General features: G+C 51.9%; 18 protein-coding genes. 8 read left to right on the top strand and 10 right to left on the bottom strand.

Annotated elements, in window-relative coordinates; all coding sequences use genetic code 11:
* Positions 1-14: 14 nt before the first annotated feature.
* Both ACE41H_RS23310 and ACE41H_RS23305 read right to left on the bottom strand, forming a co-directional pair.
* Complete coding sequence (locus ACE41H_RS23310) at positions 15-1,145, bottom strand: glycosyltransferase (RefSeq protein ID WP_375357959.1); 1,131 nt, start codon at positions 1,143-1,145, stop codon at positions 15-17.
* Between the two features lie 24 nt (positions 1,146-1,169).
* Positions 1,170-2,366, bottom strand: coding sequence for a glycosyltransferase family 2 protein (locus tag ACE41H_RS23305; RefSeq protein ID WP_375357958.1), 1,197 nt, complete (start codon positions 2,364-2,366; stop codon positions 1,170-1,172).
* A 213-nt stretch (positions 2,367-2,579) separates the two neighbouring features.
* Here ACE41H_RS23305 and ACE41H_RS23300 point away from each other — a divergent pair, with 213 nt between their 5' ends.
* The 3 genes from ACE41H_RS23300 to ACE41H_RS23290 all read left to right on the top strand — a co-directional run bounded on the left by ACE41H_RS23300 (position 2,580) and on the right by ACE41H_RS23290 (position 4,460).
* The gene (locus tag ACE41H_RS23300; protein WP_375357957.1) at positions 2,580-2,897 is read left to right on the top strand and encodes a hypothetical protein; all 318 of its coding nucleotides are present in this window, start codon (positions 2,580-2,582) and stop codon (positions 2,895-2,897) included.
* 120 nt (positions 2,898-3,017) lie between these two features.
* A complete protein-coding gene (locus tag ACE41H_RS23295; protein WP_375357956.1) occupies positions 3,018-4,079 on the top strand; it encodes a DUF11 domain-containing protein in 1,062 nt (353 codons plus the stop codon).
* Positions 4,080-4,139: 60 nt separating this feature from the next.
* Complete coding sequence (locus ACE41H_RS23290) at positions 4,140-4,460, top strand: alpha-helical endospore appendage domain-containing protein (RefSeq protein ID WP_375357955.1); 321 nt, start codon at positions 4,140-4,142, stop codon at positions 4,458-4,460.
* Positions 4,461-4,524: 64 nt separating this feature from the next.
* Here ACE41H_RS23290 and rfbA read toward each other — a convergent pair whose 3' ends face one another.
* Positions 4,525-5,403 carry a glucose-1-phosphate thymidylyltransferase RfbA gene (gene rfbA, locus ACE41H_RS23285; RefSeq protein WP_375357954.1) on the bottom strand — a complete coding sequence of 293 codons (879 nt, stop codon included), beginning with the start codon at positions 5,401-5,403 and terminating at the stop codon, positions 4,525-4,527.
* 223 nt (positions 5,404-5,626) lie between these two features.
* On the opposite strand from rfbA, the gene ACE41H_RS23280 reads away from it, so the two are divergent.
* Positions 5,627-6,877 (top strand): S8 family peptidase, encoded by a 1,251-nt coding sequence (locus tag ACE41H_RS23280; protein ID WP_375357953.1) that lies wholly within the window; start codon positions 5,627-5,629, stop codon positions 6,875-6,877.
* Between the two features lie 220 nt (positions 6,878-7,097).
* Here the strand turns inward: ACE41H_RS23280 and ACE41H_RS23275 are convergent, their stop codons facing one another.
* From ACE41H_RS23275 to ACE41H_RS23265, 3 genes are all read right to left on the bottom strand, one after another.
* Positions 7,098-7,463 (bottom strand): alpha-helical endospore appendage domain-containing protein, encoded by a 366-nt coding sequence (locus ACE41H_RS23275; protein WP_375357952.1) that lies wholly within the window; start codon positions 7,461-7,463, stop codon positions 7,098-7,100.
* Positions 7,464-7,700: 237 nt separating this feature from the next.
* A complete protein-coding gene (locus tag ACE41H_RS23270; protein WP_375357951.1) occupies positions 7,701-8,888 on the bottom strand; it encodes an alpha-helical endospore appendage domain-containing protein in 1,188 nt (395 codons plus the stop codon).
* A 544-nt stretch (positions 8,889-9,432) separates the two neighbouring features.
* Entirely contained in the window at positions 9,433-10,335 is a 903-nt protein-coding gene (locus ACE41H_RS23265) for a transposase (protein ID WP_375357950.1), read from the bottom strand.
* A 680-nt stretch (positions 10,336-11,015) separates the two neighbouring features.
* Between ACE41H_RS23265 and udk the strand changes: the two genes are divergently transcribed.
* From udk to ACE41H_RS23250, 3 genes are all read left to right on the top strand, one after another.
* Complete coding sequence (udk, locus tag ACE41H_RS23260) at positions 11,016-11,654, top strand: uridine kinase (RefSeq protein ID WP_375357949.1); 639 nt, start codon at positions 11,016-11,018, stop codon at positions 11,652-11,654.
* Between the two features lie 119 nt (positions 11,655-11,773).
* Positions 11,774-12,061 (top strand): hypothetical protein, encoded by a 288-nt coding sequence (locus ACE41H_RS23255; protein ID WP_375357948.1) that lies wholly within the window; start codon positions 11,774-11,776, stop codon positions 12,059-12,061.
* 17 nt (positions 12,062-12,078) lie between these two features.
* Positions 12,079-12,435 carry a spore coat protein gene (locus ACE41H_RS23250; protein ID WP_375357947.1) on the top strand — a complete coding sequence of 119 codons (357 nt, stop codon included), beginning with the start codon at positions 12,079-12,081 and terminating at the stop codon, positions 12,433-12,435.
* A 98-nt stretch (positions 12,436-12,533) separates the two neighbouring features.
* On the opposite strand, the gene ACE41H_RS23245 is transcribed toward ACE41H_RS23250, so the two are convergent.
* The 4 genes from ACE41H_RS23245 to ACE41H_RS23230 all read right to left on the bottom strand — a co-directional run bounded on the left by ACE41H_RS23245 (position 12,534) and on the right by ACE41H_RS23230 (position 18,737).
* Positions 12,534-14,051 carry a glycosyltransferase gene (locus tag ACE41H_RS23245; RefSeq protein ID WP_375357981.1) on the bottom strand — a complete coding sequence of 506 codons (1,518 nt, stop codon included), beginning with the start codon at positions 14,049-14,051 and terminating at the stop codon, positions 12,534-12,536.
* A 496-nt stretch (positions 14,052-14,547) separates the two neighbouring features.
* Positions 14,548-15,513, bottom strand: coding sequence for a pectate lyase (gene pelA / locus ACE41H_RS23240; protein ID WP_375357946.1), 966 nt, complete (start codon positions 15,511-15,513; stop codon positions 14,548-14,550).
* A gap of 207 nt (positions 15,514-15,720) precedes the next feature.
* Positions 15,721-17,142: an NAD(P)-binding domain-containing protein gene (locus ACE41H_RS23235; protein ID WP_375357945.1), complete on the bottom strand. Its 1,422-nt coding sequence runs from the start codon at positions 17,140-17,142 to the stop codon at positions 15,721-15,723.
* Between the two features lie 203 nt (positions 17,143-17,345).
* Positions 17,346-18,737 carry an MATE family efflux transporter gene (locus ACE41H_RS23230; RefSeq protein ID WP_375357943.1) on the bottom strand — a complete coding sequence of 464 codons (1,392 nt, stop codon included), beginning with the start codon at positions 18,735-18,737 and terminating at the stop codon, positions 17,346-17,348.
* A gap of 196 nt (positions 18,738-18,933) precedes the next feature.
* Here ACE41H_RS23230 and ACE41H_RS23225 point away from each other — a divergent pair, with 196 nt between their 5' ends.
* Positions 18,934-19,140, top strand: a complete 207-nt coding sequence (locus ACE41H_RS23225; RefSeq protein ID WP_375357942.1) for a type II toxin-antitoxin system PemK/MazF family toxin — start codon at positions 18,934-18,936, stop codon at positions 19,138-19,140.
* The last annotated feature ends 281 nt before the right edge of the window (positions 19,141-19,421 follow it).

Genomic DNA, 19,421 nt, shown 5'->3' with positions numbered 1-19,421 from the left:
TGTGACTCTCCTCTTCAGTTCTCTGGGGCGGATGTCGAAGCACTCAGCTTCTGCAACGCCTCTCTTGCCTGTTCCATACTGTCGGATAACTCCAGCGCTGTACGGTAAGCCTCTTCCGCCTTGGGGAGATCCTCCATCAGCTCATAACAGGTGCCGATATAATACCAGGCCATGAAGCTGCCGGCCCCGACCATGGTCAGGTAGGAAGCATGATCTTCACCCAGTTCGAGGCAGTACTCGAAGGTTTCAATCGCTTCGGGAAGCTTTTTCATACTCATCAGAATAATGCCTTTATAGAAGTGCAGGTCCACATAGTCGGGATACAGCTTGATGGCAAGATCAATGCTGGGCCACCCGCCCTCGTAGCTGCCAAGGGCCATAAGTATGGTATACTTCAGTTTATATAGTAAGGAAGGAGGTTTTTTCTGGGATTTCAGAAAGCTTCCAATCGACACATTCACCCGTTCGAAGGCTTCGTTCATCCTTTCATGGCGATAGAGCTCGCTTGCATAGTGATAATCGAGCCAGGGATCATGGTCTTCGGCTTCCAGTGCTTTTTCCAGAAGCAGCATGTTGCGCTCTTTCTTCCCTTTCTCTGCAATAGCTTCCTCCAAATAACCGTAGTGATGCAGGGTCACGGGCAGCACGACGACGGATTCCGATGTCAGGTTCAGCTTCTCGATTTCTAATTGCTCATGGATCGCCCCGTCAAAACGCAGCTGCGGATCGTTGCGGAACAACCGGTATTGATTCATGAGATGGGACCGGTCATAGCTCACCGGGAAGGTCCCGTAATAATTCACAACCTTCATTCTGCCAAAGTAGCATTCCGGGTGTGAAAGGACATCCCGAATATGCTCCCTGTCCTTGCGCTCAATCTCTTCGTCAGCGTCCAGCCAGAGGATCCACTCCCCCTTCGCCTGCTCCAGGCCGAAGTTCCGCGCATCCGCAAAGTTATCATTCCATTCGTAATCGAAGACGACCGCTCCATAATCCAAGGCGATCTCCTTCGTCCGGTCTGTTGAACCGGTGTCAACGATAATGATTTCATCCACCACATCCTTGATGCTCTCAAGGCACCGTGTCAGCCAATTCTCCTCGTTCTTGACGATCATGCACAATGATAACAATCCTTCTTCTCTCACTTGTACCTCACGCTCCTCTCCCAATCAGGATGGTTTATCGACCGCAACCCCAAACAGGATGGTCGACAATTTACGGGCCGCCAAGTCGCGCTTGATCATATAACGGCGCGTTATCGATGCCAAATACTGATTTTTGTTCAAATCGTCGCCGAAATCGACAGCAATCATGTCCGGCTGGCCTTCTGTTGACAGCTTCAGCCCACGCACAATGCGAATGTCTTTGTCTGACAGCACATCGCCTTGATACAGCCACAGCACGTACTCGGACTTTATATCTTCAAAGGCGTTGTAAGCGATGTGAATCTTGTTGCTGGTTTCCGTCAAGGGATAAAACCCAACAGGATAGGACTGCGCAATTTCGATGGTGGAGTCGGTAGAGCCCAAATCGACCACCACGATCTTCTCGAAATCGTTCGTCAGCGAATCCAGGGTTTGCCGCAGCATGGCTTCCGCGTTCATAACGACCAGACAGGCCGAAACCGCAAGCTCCGGTTTATAAATGAGCTGATGAATGTTCGCCCCCCACTTCCGGGTTGCGATCTCGGCGTTCCGTTGCAGAAGCTGGGCGAGGCTGCTATTGGGGAGTTCGTGATTAGTTGTTGCATGGCCGTGATGATGGATAAAAGAGTCCAGAACCACACGCAAGCCGTACCCGCTTCGAATCATCCTGAGGCTCAGATCATCGTCCTCATAATTACCGAGCCCGTATATTTCATCGAACAGACCGACTTCCTCCAGTACAGCTCTCCTGGTCAGCAGACAGAAACCAACGAGCCTGCGGACCTCCGTGTACATGCCCGCATAGGCTTCCTGATGACGTTTTGCAAAATCATCCAGTCCCTCGATATTGCTGTACGACACGTTGATCTGCTGATGGCCGCTGGAGTAGTTCGTAACAGGTCCTACCGCCCCGATTCTGGAATCTTCATTCAGCGTACGCAGCAGATTCGACATCCAGTTGCTGGCAACGATCGTATCGTTGTTCAGAAACATGATGTAATCTCCGTTCGAACGCGCATATCCTTGATTACATCCTTTGGCGAACCCCTTATTCTCCCCATTCTCAATCAGCGTTACATCCGGCTGTGAACGCAGATAATCCAGTGTTCCGTCCGTGGAACCGTTATCGACGAGGATAAGCTCATACGGCTCCCGGGTGTGGCGCCGGATACTCTCCAGACAGGCCTGGGTCAGCGCTATCTGGTTTCGGGTCAAAATCACGATACTGATCAGAATACTATCGCCCCGCTTTCCTGATTATGCTTGCAAGCAGTTGCATTGAATCTTCTCCACTGGTTCCCCATATATTTATAAGCGCGACGCCGTGGAACAATGCCTGTTCAGCAAACAATTCAATTTTTTTATTTCAGGATTCACTAAGGCATTTGTCCCTGAATATACTGCTCAAAATTCAGGAAAGAGGGGGAAATGAATATGCCTCATCCCTTAGACGAATTATTTACGACATTTTCAAGAACCAAGGATGAAGCCATGAAACAAATCATGCAATCCTTTCAGGAGGCCGGTCTGCAGACGAAGTACTCCATGATTTCGAATCAGCTTGACCAGCGGTCTGAGCTTGGGGATATCATTGAAACGCCGACGAACAGTGTTATGGAGGATTTAAGAAGAGCCCTTGAGCAAATCCAGGACACCTTGAATCAGCATTATCCTCATATGGAAGACAACGCCTCGTATGAGGATTTATGGAGTGAAGTGAACCGCATCGCTCCCCCCCCTTCGTACAAGTGAGCTTCATCCATCCCGGAGGAAAAAGACCACCCTTCTCTTCTGCTAAGAAACGGGTGGTCTTCTTCATGGCTTCACATACAACGAACTGGTTTTGAATCCGAATAGAAAGGTTGATGGTACATGCAACTAATCGACAAGGCGAATCGCCTGGGGTTGAAATGGATCTCCAACATGGAGGGACACTCTGCGCGGCTCCATTTCGAAGACCTCAGTTACTGCGTAGAACAAGCTCTTCTGATCTGGTATTCCGGGCAGCCCACCCCTGCGGTTGAGATCATGACGGAGATCAACAAATTGACGGTTGAACCGGAATCCATGTTCCGAGACAGCTCCACCGGGCGTTATGTGCATATCAAGGACATTACCTTCTTTGCACAGGTGAATTCCAATGCGGAATATTCCATTACACCGAAGTCCGGTGATCCGGACGATCTGGGCGATCTGGACGATCCAGACGATCTGGACGATCCAGACGATCTGGTCTGGCATCTTCCCATCATCTACAACTGCCCGTTCCTTCCGCCATGTCATCTCTCTCTCCATATTCAAAGAGAGCCCGAGGATCTGTTATGGGAACCGTGGATGGCTTCGCTGCCTGAAATTACGACGAACCTCGCTCTGTCCTCTGAGCTGCACGTACTCGAAGGGGCCGCCCACCTGGCCTATATGGACACCTTTTCCATGGATAAAGGTCTGAAGAAGCAACCGCTGTATCCCAAGGTCCGTGAAGAATCGCCCCATCCCTATCTGATCGCCCAGCGGGTGCTGGCTCGGGATGCCGTGATGAATCTGGCTCAATCGGCAGACCATAGCGTAGTCAAGCTGGGAGACATCGTCACCAGCCGGACGGTCATCACCAATACCGGCTCGACCCCCTGCATGTATGTCCAGTACCGGACCACCCTGCCGCAGTGCGCCCGCCTGGTGCCGGGGAGCTTTATCATCAACGGGATTGAGGTCCCGATGCAGACGGATATGATGAATGTCATCACGGTCATTCTGCGCAACATGCCTGTCGGCGACCTGCTGGACGTCTCTTTCAGGATGGAGATCCATGAACCGTCGGAGATTGAGAAATTTTATATGAGCTCTGTCCTCGATTATCACTTCCAGCCGGTTGACGACCGGTTGCTCATTGGGAACCAGCCCAGCAATGTGGTGGAGTTTATATGGGGGGGATAAGTACCTATTGCTCCGCTCCTGCATACTGTATGATATCCAGGAGTTGAAGGAGGAATATGCATGTCGCAAGCGGGCATCCCGCATATCACGCCAATGATTACTGTGGATCGGGATGATGCCATTAACCTGTTATTGGCGTCCATCGGTATGGAAGAATTGGGGCTTAGTCATATTATTAACGCGGAAGCAGAGAAGCTGCAGTACGTCTTGGGAATTCTGCCGACCAAGCCCCCGTTCCAGCCCACCGTCTCTGATCTGATGACCGTCAATGGCAGTATCCGTGGAGTCTTGAAGGAAGTGCGCAAGAAAGAGGATGTGCTGCTGAACAAGCTGGATCTCCTTGCAGAAGAGGTCGATGACAATACTTGCGGTTGCTGCTAGAAAAAAAGCTTGTCCATACGCGATCAGGGAGAAGAAAGGGAGAAAGCCCCTCTCTTCTTTTTTTCTAATATTTGATGCTTCCATTTGCGACATTGATTAAGTAGCGGCCATAGTCCGTTTTCTCGATTTTTTCGCCATTGAGCAGCAGTTGATCCCGGCTGATCCATTGGTTCAGAAAGGCAATTTCCTCCGGGGCACCCACCTTGATCCCCTGATGCAGCTCCAGTGTCTTCACAAAGTCCGTGGCCTCCGCCAGACTCTGATGGGTCCCGGTATCCAGCCAGCTAAAGCCTCTCCCCAGCAGCACAACCTCCAGGTTCCCCGCCTTCATGTAGGCTTCATTCACGGCACTGATTTCCAGTTCCCCCCGTGCCGATGGCTCGATGCCCTTCGCGATCTCCACAACCTGATTGTCATAGAAATACAGTCCGGTAATGGCGTAGTTCGATTTCGGGTTGTGCGGCTTCTCTTCAATCCCGATGACCTTGCCTTCGGCATCAAATTCAAGCACCCCGTACCGGCCAGGGTCGTTGACATGATAACCAAATATGGTCGCCCCCGTAGTTCTGGCCAGGGCATTTCTTAACAATACACGCATCCCGCTCCCGTAAAAAATGTTATCCCCCAAAATCATAGCTACGGAATCTCCGCCAATGAAGTCTTCACCGAGAAGAAAGGCCTGCGCCAGCCCGCCCGGGCTCGGCTGGACCTTATACTGCAGATGGATGCCAAAGCTCGATCCATCCCCAAGCAGCTTTTCGAAACGGGGGGTATCTTCAGGGGTAGAAATAATGAGAATATCCCGTATTCCTGCAAGCATTAACGTGGAAAGAGGATAATAAATCATCGGTTTGTTGTATATCGGCAGCAGTTGTTTGCTGGTGACCAGGGTAAGCGGATATAACCTGGTCCCGCTTCCTCCCGCAAGAATGATTCCTTTCACTAAGGTGGCCTCCTTCTGTCCATGTCCCTGTAGAAATCATGATGGGACGTGTCGAGTATGTATCCTATGGATATGTTCGGCTCCCTGAATCCATTCCCCATTCCGCAACATATGAAGGAGCCAGGCGTCTTCTGATGGAGTCCAGGCGTCATCCTGCTGCAAGAATGAGTGCACAAGGACCCGCTCCCTGCATACAATGCCGTGGAGAGGTGAAACCGTAGACATGAGTAGAATGTTCGAGAAGGAGCAGCTTGACAAGCTCAACTATTCTCTGAAACGCAAGATTCGCAAACTGTATACCTCCAAGGGCTCGCCCGCCGGCATGCCGGTGATTATCCGGTTCAGGCATAAAGTGACCTCGTCCCGAATTCATGCTCTGCAGAAGCATATGGGGACTCACTCCTTCTCTATCAAGCATCACATTCCGCTGCTCAACGCATTATCGGTCCAAACCTCCCTCTATGGACTGAAGCGGCTGAGCAGTTGGACCGGTGTCCAGCGCATCTATCTGGATGACACCAACAAAGCATCCCTGGACACTGCGGTTTCGTCTGTTGGGTCCGCTGCCGTGCAGAACATCCGGGGACTCACGGGAAAAGGCATCAATATCGCCGTGCTGGATACCGGTGTGTTCCCGCATCCTGACCTGACGAGGCCCGTGAACCGGATCGTGGCTTTTAAAGATTACATCAATCAAAAGTCCACCCCCTATGATGATAACGGTCACGGCACCCATGTGGCGGGGGTGATCGCTGGCAACGGGTGGTCAAGCAACGGGAAATATAAAAGCCCCGCTCCTGAAGCAGGCATTGTGGTGGTAAAGGTACTGGATGAGCTGGGAGAAGCGCTTGATTCCATCGTCATCAAAGGGATTGAGTGGTGCATCTCGAACCGGATACGATACAATCTGCGTATTCTGTCATTGTCTTTAGGCAAAATGCAAGTGTCCCCGCTTAAAGACGATCTCGTCGTGCAAGCCGTGGAAAAAGCGGTGCGATCCGGACTCGTGGTCGTGTGCTCCGCAGGCAACAGCGGCCCGGGCCCCAGAACGATCGAATGCCCCGGAACCAGCCCGTCCGCGATTACCGTCGGGGCCGTGGATGACCGTGACACGGTGGAGCAGAAGGATGACCTCATATGTCAATTTTCAAGCCGCGGCCCCGCCTCCGGCGGGCGCAATCCCAAGCCGGATATTACAGCGCCGGGTGAAGGAATTATTTCACTCCGTGCCCCAGAGTCTATGCTGGTACGCAACAATCCCCGCAAAACCATCGGTTCGCACTACTTTATGCTGTCCGGAACGAGCGCGGCTACCCCTTTTGTTGCCGGGGTTGTCGCACAGCTTCTGCAAAAACGGCCTTTTTTGACACCGATTCAGGTGAAGACCCTCTTGAAAAAGAACGCCTACCGCAGGAAAGGGATGAGACTCAATACATTTGGCAGTGGTGTGCTCAATGCCAGGTTTCTCTTATAGCAGCAAACAGAGGAGCAGCCCCTCAGTGAACTCCCCCACCTACGCACCGCTTGGAGGTGGGGGCTTCTACATGCTGAAAACCTGACTTCTTGAACACGCACTTTAATTAAAGCTTGTCCCATACAAGAAAAGAAAAGCCGGTCCGTATCCCGAAATAAGGAGGAAGAAACCGACTTACTTTGATTTAACCCATCACCCCTGGCCCTGGCGGGGGAGAGTGTTAATCCTCACTCCAATGGGAAAGGGTGATATTATAGCCTGTCGGGCCTGTCGGACCTGTCGGGGTTGGGACCGTGGTCACTCCCAAGACCATCTCCAATTTGTTGCCCAGTATCCAATTTTTCTTCGTTACTTCCCTTATCGTTCTACGGAGGCTATCATTCACAGCCAACAATTCACCGATGGTCGCTGATCGGGATAGACCAGGCAGGGTGCCCAACACGAACTGCAGTTTCTCGCCCTCGGCATTCAGGATGTGACTTAATCCCAGTTCCTCCATTGCGATAGACGAAATGATCAAATTTATCGCATCTTCTCGTGAGATCGTGATCGTTGGTGTAATATTGGGCAAATTTGCTTGAGACAAATCCAACCTCTCCTTTCATATTGGTTAATTCAGTCTATTCATCGGCCTATGTATTGGTGAAAGTGTCCCACGTTTTTTACAAAATATCAGTCAACCATCTGATGGATGAGCTGCCGCAGTTATTAGCACATACGTTCGATTGCGAGTACAAAAAATGGCGATTCATCCCCCGCCTAAAGCTGGGCGCTTTTGAGGAGGGGATCTTCTCGCCTATAATAATAAAATTGGCTTGCAGGCTCAGTCGTATTCGATAATAAAGGGTACACATGTTACGCCTGATGGAAGTACAATGGGCAAACAATTTTGCTCTGTTTGGAATATTGGATAGTATGTTGTGCCTGTCGGAAGCTCGATGGGGATAGATGTTGCACCAGGTGGGACCGGTACAGATTGTAAACCTACAGGCTCAGGGTACATAACCAGCCAACTTGATCCGGCTGTTGCCGCTGGTGCGACTGGTGCGACTGGCGTTGCCGATGCCGGTGCCGGTGCCGGTGCCGCTGGTGCTGGCGCATCGGCTACCACCACTGCCTCCGCTGGCGCTGGCGCATCGGCTACCACCACCGCCTCCGCTGGCGCTGGCGCATCGGCTACCACCACCGCCTCCACTGGCGCTGGCGCATCGGCTACCACCACCGCCTCCACTGGCACTGGCGCATCGGCTACCACCACTGCCTCCGCTGGCGCTGGCGCATCGGCTACCACCACCGCCTCCACTGGCACTGGCGCATCGGCTACCACCACCGCCTCCACTGGCACTGGCGCATCGGCTACCGCTACTGCCTCCGCTGGCGCATCGGCTACCACCACTGCCTCCGCTGGCGCTGGCGCATCGGCTACCACCACCGCCTCCACTGGCGCTGGCGCATCGGCTACCGCTACTGCACTCGCTGAAGCTGACGCATTGATTACCGCCCCTGCACCGGCTGCTGCTGCTCTCGCAACTGGTGCCGCTGCTCCGACGGCTACTGCCTCCTCGACGGGTGCTACTACCTCGACGGGTATTGCCGCCTCGAATGCGGCCACTGCCTCGACGGGTACTGACTCCTCGAATGCCACCTCCTCGAATGCTGCCACTGCTCCGACTGCAGTTCCCATTGTGCCGGTCGTACCCGTCAGGCCCCTGCCTGCCTGCAGGGCCATTTCCAGTTTATTGGTCAGCAGCCATTCCTTCTTCGTCGCTTCCTTCAGGGTTTGACGGATGCTTTCATTTACAGCCAACAGTTCACTAAGAGTTGGCGGTGGTGGCGATGATAATGCTCCGGGCAAGGTGCCGAGTATGAATTGCAGCTTCTCGCCCTCGGCATTCAATATATGGCTTATGCCCAGCTCCTCCATCGCAATGGACGACATGATCAAAGATATCGCATTCTCTCTTGAGAGCGTAATCGTTGGAGTAATATTTGGCAAATTCGCTTGAGACAAACTGTTCACTCCCTCCGCTTTTGTCAATCTAGACTATTCACCCGGTCTTACGCATGTGTATAGGCCAAAGCGGATTTTGAAAAAAAATCAAGACGTCAGCCGATCGTGGCAAGGCATGTGATACTCGCTTTTCAGGAGCTTTGCACGATTATCCCGTTGGATCAGGTCAAGAAAAACAGAAAACCGGGAACCGAAAATATACTTTAGGCACGTTAAAGAAAATAACGGATCAAATGAGGCGAAAAATCGCCTGTTGTTACGCGATTCAGGACCATCGAATGGGTCTATTATCTTTTGGATCGTGCCTTATGGAGAAGCACATCGGTTCGAGGTCATGAGACGTTCTTTGGAGAAAGCAGAGCGTTTAGGTGATGAAACCGACCGAGAGAGAAGGAGGGAGCGGAGCAAGGCACCGAAAAAAATAAAAAGACCCTGGTCCTCGTTGCCACTTGAACCTGAATTTTTCCGATGTCCTCGTTCATGCTAACCCACACCGTTCAAGTAACGCACCTTATGCTCACCTTTCCTCGTTCAAGCCCTGCGATCAGGCCGCAGCCGCAAGAGGCTGAACCGGTTGGGATGCGATCAGCCGACGGTAGGTAATCGCCGGAATCGCCACGCCTATGTACAGCAACTTCTGCCACATCGTTTCTTCCCCTTCGGTTAGGCGCAGTCGGCGGCGTCCGGTGTACTCGTTGAGGTACGCCTGCAGATGCTTTGTTCCTAAGGCTACATACGTACTCTTCAACGATTTCCACGCCTCTCTCACCACTTTCCGCAAGGGCGTATACAGTCGATAGGCTTGAAGGAACGATTGTACCGCCGATGCACGGACATCTACCTGTTCGTTGATGAACGCAGCGAGTTCGTGCCGATTCGCTCTTTGCCCCTCTCCCTTCTTCTGCGGGACCAGGCGGATTTTGACCTGCTCCGGCTCGCCCGACTCCGTGACCGTGCACCCGGCTACGACCGCCGAAGCATGCGGATGAGAAAACTGAGGCCGGGACGGATTACACCCATACCGGTCGCTGTTCACCTTCACGTCTCCGCAGAGCAGCTCCCGGGCATCGAACTCTCCGATAGCATGGCGGATTCGGTGCAGCATTGCCCAGGCGGTCTTGTAGGTGACCTGGATCACCTGGCTCAGCCGCATCGCCGAGATGCCGTCGGGGAGCAGGAACAACTCCAGCGCCTGGAACCACTTGGTCAAGGGGAGATGAGTTCGTTCAAAAATCGTGCCGACCAAAGCCGACGTTTGATGCGCACACCTGGCGCACTCGAACATGGGGATGCGCCGGGAAGTCAGACGACTGCAGCGGGTGTGAGCGCAACGCGGGCAGACAAAGCCGTTCGGCCACTTCATCGCGATCAATGCCTCCATGCAGGCCTGCTCGCTGTGATAACGACGGCTAAAGGGTTGAAGTTCCGTTTCCGCTTGGACTTCCATGTCTGCTCGCCTCCGAATCCATAATATACGAACATAAGTTCTTTTTTCATTATACCAAACATGTGTTCCTGTTTCAAGCCGAACATCCCACTTGAGCTGCCTCTTTTTTCTTATCTCTTTTCTCGTTTCTCTTTATTCCTTCCCCTAAGCCCCCCGAACCTCCAACCCCCGCATTCTGATCAAAAGGGATAATGATGCAAGGCTGTATGGAGAGGCAACAGGCAACAGGCACCAGACACCACACACCAGACACCACACCCTATAGACACCCATCTCACTCTGGCTACTAGACTCTGAGGGGGGGAGAATCCCCTTCTTGCAAGAAAGCTAGCAAAAAAGCTGTCTGCTTTGATTCAGCGTCAACCCCAGCAGCAGATCTCCGTTTTACCCGTTATATCAGGGCCTGTTTGCCGATTTCATACTGCGAAAGTTAGGACTCTATCCATTAGAGCAACATCCTCAAGAGATTAGGTACAATATCTCTTTTTGATCACGACAGAACACCACCGTAGGAGATTCAAGTGCTCGATTCTACGATAAAAAAAGCAAAGGTCCCACATGAATTGGGATAGGCTTTTAGGTGAATTATAATCGTTATCGGATGGTGAAAAAAAGTTCATGTTATGCTAAAATACTTGGGTTGTGTTGCAAAGTAACTTAGGGAGGGTTATTGAAACACCATGCTCATTATTGGTATAGCCGGCGGCACCGGCTCCGGCAAAACGACGGTAGCCCGCTCCGTCATCGAACGTCTTGGAACAGGCAAAGTGACCTTCATATCCCAGGATAACTATTATAAAGATCATTCACACCTCAGTATGACCGAACGCGAACAAATCAATTACGATCACCCGTTTGCCTTTGACAACGAGCTGCTGATCGAGCACCTCAAGCTGTTGAAGGAAGGGCTTGCCGCACAAGCGCCCGTCTATGACTTCTCGGTACACGCCCGCTCCACCACCGAGACTTTGGAGCTCAAGCCGAACAATATCGCCATCATTGAAGGACTGCATGTGCTGTCCGATGAACATCTGCGCAGCATGCTGGATATCAAGGTGTTTGTGGATACCGACCCGGACGTGCGCATTCTGCGGCGGGTCGTACGGGATATTCAGGAACGCGGACGGACGATTGAGTCTATTCACAATCAGTATCTGACTACCGTGAAGCCGATGCACGAAGCCTTTATCGAGCCCTCCAAAAAATACGCCGATCTGATCATCCCCGAGGGCGGCGAGAATGAGGTAGGTATTCAACTGCTGTCCGTGCTGACCGAGAAATATTTGACCGGCGACCGCAAATGGTCCGGAAATAAGTGACGTCAGGCTGCAAGCTGCCATGGAATTTTCCAGGGCAGCTTTATTTTTTGGGGGATGATTATCCCGGCTTTGATGCATGCTAAGGAATGCAATCTACATTGGAAAAGGAGTCCTCAAGCATGCAGCAAAACCAGACACAGGGCCAGGGACAGCAGCAGCTGGTCATGACTGTTCCCCCTCAAGTGATTACGACCAAGGACCATTTATATTTAAAAGATCAGCTATCGTGGGAGCTCGTAGCGATGAAGAAATGCAGCCACTTTGCCTCCGAATGCTCCGACCCGGAAATTGCACAGGCCATTGGGCAGGCCGGCCAGATGCACCAGCGCCATTACAATCTGCTGCTCAAGCATCTGCAGAATGATAATACGGCGGAAATGCAATGGGTGCAGCAACTGCAACAATAACAAGGAGGATAAGTGGCATGAACCAGAACCAAAATGCAAATATGATCAAAAATCCGAAGCCGCCTTACGAGCCCCAAGTCAAGGGCCCCGAAATGAACGACCGGGATCGTCTCAATGATCTGCTGGCCACGGAAAAATACCTGACAGACAGCTTCAACACATCCGCCCGCGAGGCAAGTCACCCGTCGCTGCATCAGGACATCATGACCGTGCTGAACGAAACGCACCAATGCCAATATAACCTGTACGAAATGATGTTCCGCAAAGGGCATTACAAGCTGGAGGCCGAGGAGCAGCAGAAGCTGAATCAAACCTTTCAGCAATTCAGCAGCTATTCCTCACAGTTCCCTTATCAGGGGACGAATGTGCAATAAGACAACGGACATTTTGTTTAGTAAAAAGCAGGCTGCCGGCAAGTTCCCGGCAGCCTGCTGAAGTTTTTTTCCAACTTAGGCGTTGGCATGATCCTGATTTATCTCCTGGCACGGAAGAATGGCCTCTCTCTTATCACATAAATGATCTTTTTCACTACAATCGGCGACTTCTTCACTGCTGGCCGCAGCGCTTTTCTCCTCAACAGATGTTGATGCTTGCTCCGTCCTACTTTTCTTATGAAGCGGCTTTTGCGGCGGGTTATTATCCTCTTCCGCAGGCTTGGTCTTAACCGTTGCCGTAATGATCTGCGGCGCTTCCGCCTGACAGGGGCTGCGGGAATTTGCGGCAGGGATCTGGGCGGGGTTGGAGGAAGCGGATTCCCCTGCGGCTGTTTTGCCACCGGCTGGGCTGCTGGTGCTGGCCGCTCAGGGCGGATTTTCACAGGCCGGGTTTCGGGTGCTGGTCGCTCAGGATGGTTTCTCGCCGGACGGGTTTCGGATGCTGGCCGCTCTGGGTGGGTTCTCGCCGGATGAGTTTCGGATGCTGGTCGCTCTGGGTGGCTTCTCACCGGACGGGCTTCGGGTGCCGGCCGCTCTGGGTGGCTTCTCACCGGACGGGCTTCGGGTGCCGGCCGCTCTGGGTGGCTTCTCACGGGACGGGCTTCGGGTGCCGGCCGCTCTGGGTGGCTTCTCACCGGACGAGTTTCGGATGCTGGTCGCTCTGGGTGGCTTCTCACCGGACGGGCTTCGGATGCTGGTCGCTCATGCCGAGCATTCACCGGATGCTTTGCTGCCGCGCTTTTTTTTCGCGGGTGAGCCGCGGGCGCTGGTGCGGTCGCTCCCCCCCAAGGGGTCATGGCCAGGAATGAATGATAGATCGGTGCCGCAGGTGAATGGTCCTCCCACCACTTGTTGTCTTCTCCGGCGAAATGCACAATTTTGTTGTCCGGATCGAGACCTTCGTAAGCGAATGTATTAAAGCGCAGATCCAATTGCATGTAGTTGGAGCTATACATGAAATTCAAAGCATCCTGGTCCGGCATGGTCGTCGCGGGGTAATTGCGCAAGAAATGAAGCAGTTCATCATACCACGTCTCTTTTTTGCGGATATTGTCCAAATGAAACAGAATGACGCCTGAGTTAAAGTATACGTCTCCGTTCAGCCCCATAGTGAGAAAATAATCACCCAAGCTATCCTTCCCCTGATCAATGATCGCGCCCAGATAACATTCTCCCAGATCAATATTCCACAATTCGCTGATATCCATATTGACCCACACGTCGCAATCCAGGTAAATGACCCGGTCAGTCCGAAGAATATTCGGCAGCAATAAACGGTACATGCTGGCCTTGGTCCAATGATTAATTTTATGAACCTCGGCCGAAGCCTGCAGCATATCCTCAGGAACTGTAACATGATAGAAAAAAATATAATGATGAAAAGCCCTGGCTAGCTTAGTAAGCTTTACTATGCTTTCTTTAGTTAAGGTTTCATCATGCAGAATGTGCACATTGATCGTTTGCTTAATATTAGAAAAAACGGATGCAAGAACGACAGCCGCATGCTTCGCATATTTCCCATCCCGGTCATTGAGCGATAAAACTAGTTCAACCATCAAGGGATCACCAACTCCTTAAAGTATCATTGAGTATAGCCGTCTGTTTCATTACTTTAAGTGTATGTTTGCCCTTGGGACCGGATTGGACTTTCCCCTAGTAGCCTTCGATTTATTGTGAAACTGTAAGAAATCATTACAAAGTTTCAATTTGACACAAAACAAAGAGCCCGTTTCTCCTCCTCTAAGGATTAACCGACTCATTATTGAGGTCAATAGATATCTCCGCGATTACTTTTCAATTGTCGTTCTTCTTCTTCGCTCAGAGGAACATCATCTGGAAGAAGTTCAATTAATTTGATTAACTCCTGCTTGCTGATGGCCATGGTAACCCCCTCTGATCAATGTCCATTATCCGCTAGTGTTTCAGAACCGAATTCATCACTTCATTATAGCATATTACTCACGATTATACACAAGGAAGGCCCTTTGAGCGATCAGAAAAAAGAGCTCATACTATCGCTAGCATAAGCTCTCTTTTCATGGTGTTATTCCATTAGTTCACCAGTCCCGAAGGCCAATTGCCGTACCAGGAGTAGCCTGTTCTTCTTTCCTGATCGATATCGCTGAGCTTGTATTTCACCACACCATCGCGGCCGACGAAGATCGGCTTATTCGTTCCGATTTCGTAAAAACGGGCCCAGATCGGCGGTGCGCCGGGGTCCTCCACAACGACCACATCATCGCTGGTTTTGACCACTTTGATGCCAGTAATCTTTACCTCCTTAAACCAATTCTCAGCGGCTTGAATGGCAGCGGTAATCTGCGGCGTAGCCTGTCTTGTTTTCAGGAATTTGACAATTCCCACGCTTTCACTGGCACACAGAGATGGCACTTCATAAGCTCTTGCCCCTGCCGGAGCCAGAGTTACTGAGTCGTGCTGCTGCCCCCACACGGTTAATTTTCCGTTCACCTTGACCTGGGTCGCCAATATGTTGTTTACACCTTTGGCAACCGCCGCTTTGCTTCGATCGGCCAAGGCTGTGTCCACAAAGGAAAAATCACTCTTTTTGTTGCTCACCTCATCCAGAAGAATCATGACATTAATCATGGCGTTATCATTGAAGGTAATATGCTTGTGATAATCCGTCCCCTGATACACCTGCGGCCATCCGCCGTTGCCATACTGCATGTTCAGCAGGAAGTTGATGCCTTTGATCGCTGCTTGCGAATATTTGCTGTCCTTTGTCTTGACATACTCGCTTGCCAATCTTCTGATTTCCGTATAGGTAGCTTTATTGTCAATCGTTGATTTGGCCCATTCCCCGCTGGTGACCGAATAATCCTTTTTCCAGCCTCCATCCGGCTGCTGGTTTTTCAGAATATCCGCGATGCTGGCCGTCGTGCCCGAGGCATCAGCGGCGGATACCGATGAAGAAGGATTGAGCCCGAATCCGGTAACTGTCAGGACAAAAGATAGAACCCATACCAGAGTGCGTTTGCTCCACTTTACTTTTAACATCATACCAGCTCCTTTTTCATTTTTGTAAGCGATTTCAAAAGTGCTTGTACACTATCTTAGTTCAGCGTTTTATTTTTGTCAATGTTTCCCATATCGCATTTTTGTCTTGTAACTCGCACTATTTTTACCCCTCAACATTTCCACATACGAAAAAAAAGACCCAAGCAGCATGCAACATGCCTGGATCTTTGCTCAATGCCGTGCATGTTAAGGATTCCGAGGTGGCCATTCGCCCGTAAACTCCTGTTCATCATAGGCAAAAAAGCTGTCCAGAATCTCCTCACGGTCATCGAGGAATAGCTGGTCCGCCACCGCCGACACGAGCTTCGGGATCGCATATTTCATGCCGGACAGCGCCGAGGCGGAAAGGCCGCAGCTGATAAGCGCCGAGTAGTTGAAGGAAAAAAGCCCGTGCAACAGCTTCTCTCCCTCCGCATCCCGGCTTGTAAAGGCAAAGCCCGAAGTCAGATAAGGATGCGCGTCCAGCAGCGGATTGGCTGTGTCCGCAGGCAGCGTGTAACGGTCGCCCCAGCGGGCAATATGGGCTTCCACCCGCTTCAGTTCAGGACGCAGCGCGGGATCGGTGAGCAGCCCTGTGCTGATGATCAGGAAGTCGAACGTGTATGTACCGTGCGGTGTGGTCACTGCCACACCTTCACCAGCCGGTTCTACATTCAACCATGGCGAGCCCAGGTGCAGCTGAAAACCGGGCCATGACGAGGCCCGTGCAAAGGTATCATGGGTCGGCGGCTGATTATGCTTGAAAAAGTGCGCCATCACGGCATACTTGTCGGCATCCGACAGCACAGGGAAACGCTCGATCATGCCGGACACCTCCATCTGGCGAATCGGATTGATACGCGGCAGCTCCTTGCGCCGCACGAACACATGCGCCTCGGCCACGCCTTCCGTCAATGCAAAATTCGCATTGTCAAAGGCTGATGCGCCGCCGCCCAGCACGGCCACCTTTTTCCCTTTTAACTGCTCGAAATCAATGGCCTGCGAGGTATGGGCATAGAGCTGCGGTGGCAGCTTCTCCGTGATCATGGGTGGCACATGCCATTGCCCTCCGCCCTGAATGCCGCTCGCCAGGATCACCTTGCGTGCCAGCAGCAGCCTGGACGGCGCTCCCACCCCTTCAATATGCAGGCGGCGTATGCCGTCTTCTTGCGGCTCAATCAGCTTCAGCCTGACTTCGTTCAGGACGGGAAGCTGCAGCACCTTGCGATACCAGCGCAGGTAGTTCATCCAATCGCCCCGCGGAATCTTGACCACCTCTTCCCAGCCCTCGGGTCCGGTCTGCGCCTCCCACCATGAGCGAAAGGTCAGGGAAGGAATGCCCAGGTCGATGGAGGTCAGATGCTTCGGCGTACGCAGCGTCACCATGCGGGCATAGGTTTCCCACGGGCCTTCCAATCCTTCCGGGTTCTCGTCGATGACCAAGATGTTGGATATCCGCTCCCGCAGCAGCCCGAAAGCGATTCCTAGTCCGCATTGGCCACCGCCCACGACTACCACATCATAGACATGCCCTTCCGCATGGCGGACAGGCCGAACCCAGTCCGCACCTCCGAAGGCCAGATAAGCAAGATCTGTTTTCACTCTCTCGTTCAGCGCTTCCAAGCTCATCGTTCCTGCATCCTTTCGAGTGGCGGAATTGCGATTTTCATAGCACGAAACTTCCACATAATGTTATCTATTCTTCGTTTTTCGCTTATATGCCAGTCTATTCTCAGCTTATCGTGCACCCGGTACCATTACAATTTATCTGCAGGTTTATTGTCATCATTTCTAATTTCCCGCTGCCCGATTATTCATCATGACCATTCGGCTTAGTCGATCAAGCGGTGCGCATACCACTTTTTACCCCGGAAGCGCCACAGGAAGACCGCACCACGCACGCCCCATTCCAGGTTCATCGCCAGCCACACCCCAAGAATGCCAAAGCCCAGCACAATGCCCATAATGTAGCCAAGCACGACCCGGAACAACCACATCGACAGCATGGAGGTGATAGATGTAAACTTCGAGTCTCCCGCCGCCCGCAGCGCCGAAGGGAGAATAAAGCTGATCGCCCACAGCGGAACCTGAGCAATGGCATTGATCAATACAACCCAGTATATGTCGTCCACAATCTCCGCCGGAGGCTGGAACAGACCAACGAGCGGATAGAACAAGGACATGAGCAGCACGCCCATAAAGATGAAAGAGAACGTTCCCAGCCACAAAAAGGCTTTCGTGAATTTCTTCGCATCTTCAATGTTCCCCCGTCCCATGCACTGGCCGACAACCGTCACAATGGTGAGGGACAAGGCATTCGCGGGAATCTGGAACACCCCGGCCAGCGAGCCGGCTATGGCATTGGTCGCGATAGCGTACGTGCCCAGGCTGACAATAAAGATCTGGGTCAGAATCTTGCCCCCGTTAAAAAACATCTGCTCAGCCGCAAAAGGAATGCCGATGAACATGATTTTCTTCAGCATGGCATAGTTCACACGCAGCAGGTCCCTGATCTGGACATGCAACTCCGCATCCATTTTAACCAGATAATAAATAGCACAAATGGCCGCCACATATCTGGCGATATTGATGGCCAGCGTCATTCCCTGCACACCCATATCCATGATATTGATAAACACGATGTTCAGGAGCACGTAGGACAGGTTCATGATCAGGGAAAGCGCGAGCGCCGCCCTTGTTCTCCCGATTCCCCGCAGCACACCGCAGACCGCCTGCTCTATCGCAACCCCCACATAGGATATACCACTCCCGATCAGATACACTCTGCCCTGATCCAGCACATCCGGCGAGGCTGTGCCAAACAGGACGCTCAGAATCGGATTATGGAGCAGGATCACCAGCAGGCTGATCACAACCGACAGCAGGGTTACCGAAGCTACCGACCCGGAGGCTGCCTTCGACACCATCAGGCTGTTGCCGCTGCCCTTATACTGGGCCACCACCACGGTTCCCCCGGTAGCCACGGCGACAAATACACTCACAAGAAAAATATTCAGCGAATCGATCATATTCACCGCACTGACCGCCGCCATGCCTGCCGAACTGATCATTGCCGTGTTAACGAGATTTAGACCGATCAGGAACATCTGATCAATCAGCAGCGGGATGAACAAGGCCCGAATCTGCTGGTAATCAATGGACTCGCCGGTCAAATATTTTTCCAGGAAAGACGTTTTTCTGTTTTTTAGCTTGGGCTCACCCATATCATCACATTCTTTTCATTATTCGGAAAATACGCTATTTTTATATATGCTGCGCATTCCGGTTCTGGACCCCGTAACTTTACATTCTTATAGGAGTATCACACCCAAATGGAATCCTGTCAATGATTAGGAGCCAATTCATAATTTTCAGCAAAGCGTCAGTAAAATTTATCCTTCAAAGGATGCTCCATCTGCGGTGTCTCTGCTCTGTCCGGTAACGTCCAAGATCAAGGGCTATCCGTTCGAGGTCATCATTCCACAGGATTTGCCTATCGAAGGGGTAATTCTCTCCGATCAGGTGAAAAGTCTCGACTGGCAGTCCAGACTGGCAACTTTCATATGTAAAGTACCCGACGAGACACTGGCTGAGGTTGTTTCAAAAATGGAGTTGCTGATCCGCTAGAGATTATAACTCAACTTTCGCAGTATGAAATCGGCAAACAGGCCCTGATATAACGGGGTAAACCGGAGATCTACTGCTAGGATTGACGCTGAATCAAAGCAGCGCCCCCCTCAGAGTCTAGTAGCCAGAGCGAGATGGGTGTCTATAGGATGTGGTGTGTGGTGTGTGGTGTCTGTTGCCTGATGCCTGATGCCTGATGCCTGGTGCCCGGTGCTTGGTGCTTGGTGCCTCTCCATACAGCCTTGCACCATTATCCCTTTTGATCAGAATGCGGGGGTTGG

The organism is Paenibacillus enshidis (assembly GCF_042136365.1).
GTDB classification, from domain to species: domain Bacteria; phylum Bacillota; class Bacilli; order Paenibacillales; family Paenibacillaceae; genus Paenibacillus; species Paenibacillus enshidis.
The sequence above is the reverse complement of the archived record's forward strand: the minus strand, read 5'-3'. Positions and strand labels throughout refer to the sequence as shown.

Bases quoted from the DNA above. Each gene is read 5' to 3' on its own strand.
- ACE41H_RS23300 (WP_375357957.1), top strand. From the start codon at position 2,580: ATGCCTCATCCCTTAGACGAATTATTTACGACATTTTCAAGAACCAAG.
- ACE41H_RS23295 (WP_375357956.1), top strand. From the start codon at position 3,018: ATGCAACTAATCGACAAGGCGAATCGCCTGGGGTTGAAATGGATCTCC.
- ACE41H_RS23290 (WP_375357955.1), top strand. From the start codon at position 4,140: ATGTCGCAAGCGGGCATCCCGCATATCACGCCAATGATTACTGTGGAT.
- ACE41H_RS23280 (WP_375357953.1), top strand. From the start codon at position 5,627: ATGAGTAGAATGTTCGAGAAGGAGCAGCTTGACAAGCTCAACTATTCT.
- ACE41H_RS23265 (WP_375357950.1), bottom strand. From the start codon at position 10,335: ATGGAAGTCCAAGCGGAAACGGAACTTCAACCCTTTAGCCGTCGTTAT.
- udk (WP_375357949.1), top strand. From the start codon at position 11,016: ATGCTCATTATTGGTATAGCCGGCGGCACCGGCTCCGGCAAAACGACG.
- ACE41H_RS23255 (WP_375357948.1), top strand. From the start codon at position 11,774: ATGCAGCAAAACCAGACACAGGGCCAGGGACAGCAGCAGCTGGTCATG.
- ACE41H_RS23250 (WP_375357947.1), top strand. From the start codon at position 12,079: ATGAACCAGAACCAAAATGCAAATATGATCAAAAATCCGAAGCCGCCT.
- ACE41H_RS23245 (WP_375357981.1), bottom strand. From the start codon at position 14,051: ATGGTTGAACTAGTTTTATCGCTCAATGACCGGGATGGGAAATATGCG.
- pelA (WP_375357946.1), bottom strand. From the start codon at position 15,513: ATGTTAAAAGTAAAGTGGAGCAAACGCACTCTGGTATGGGTTCTATCT.
- ACE41H_RS23235 (WP_375357945.1), bottom strand. From the start codon at position 17,142: ATGAGCTTGGAAGCGCTGAACGAGAGAGTGAAAACAGATCTTGCTTAT.
- ACE41H_RS23230 (WP_375357943.1), bottom strand. From the start codon at position 18,737: ATGGGTGAGCCCAAGCTAAAAAACAGAAAAACGTCTTTCCTGGAAAAA.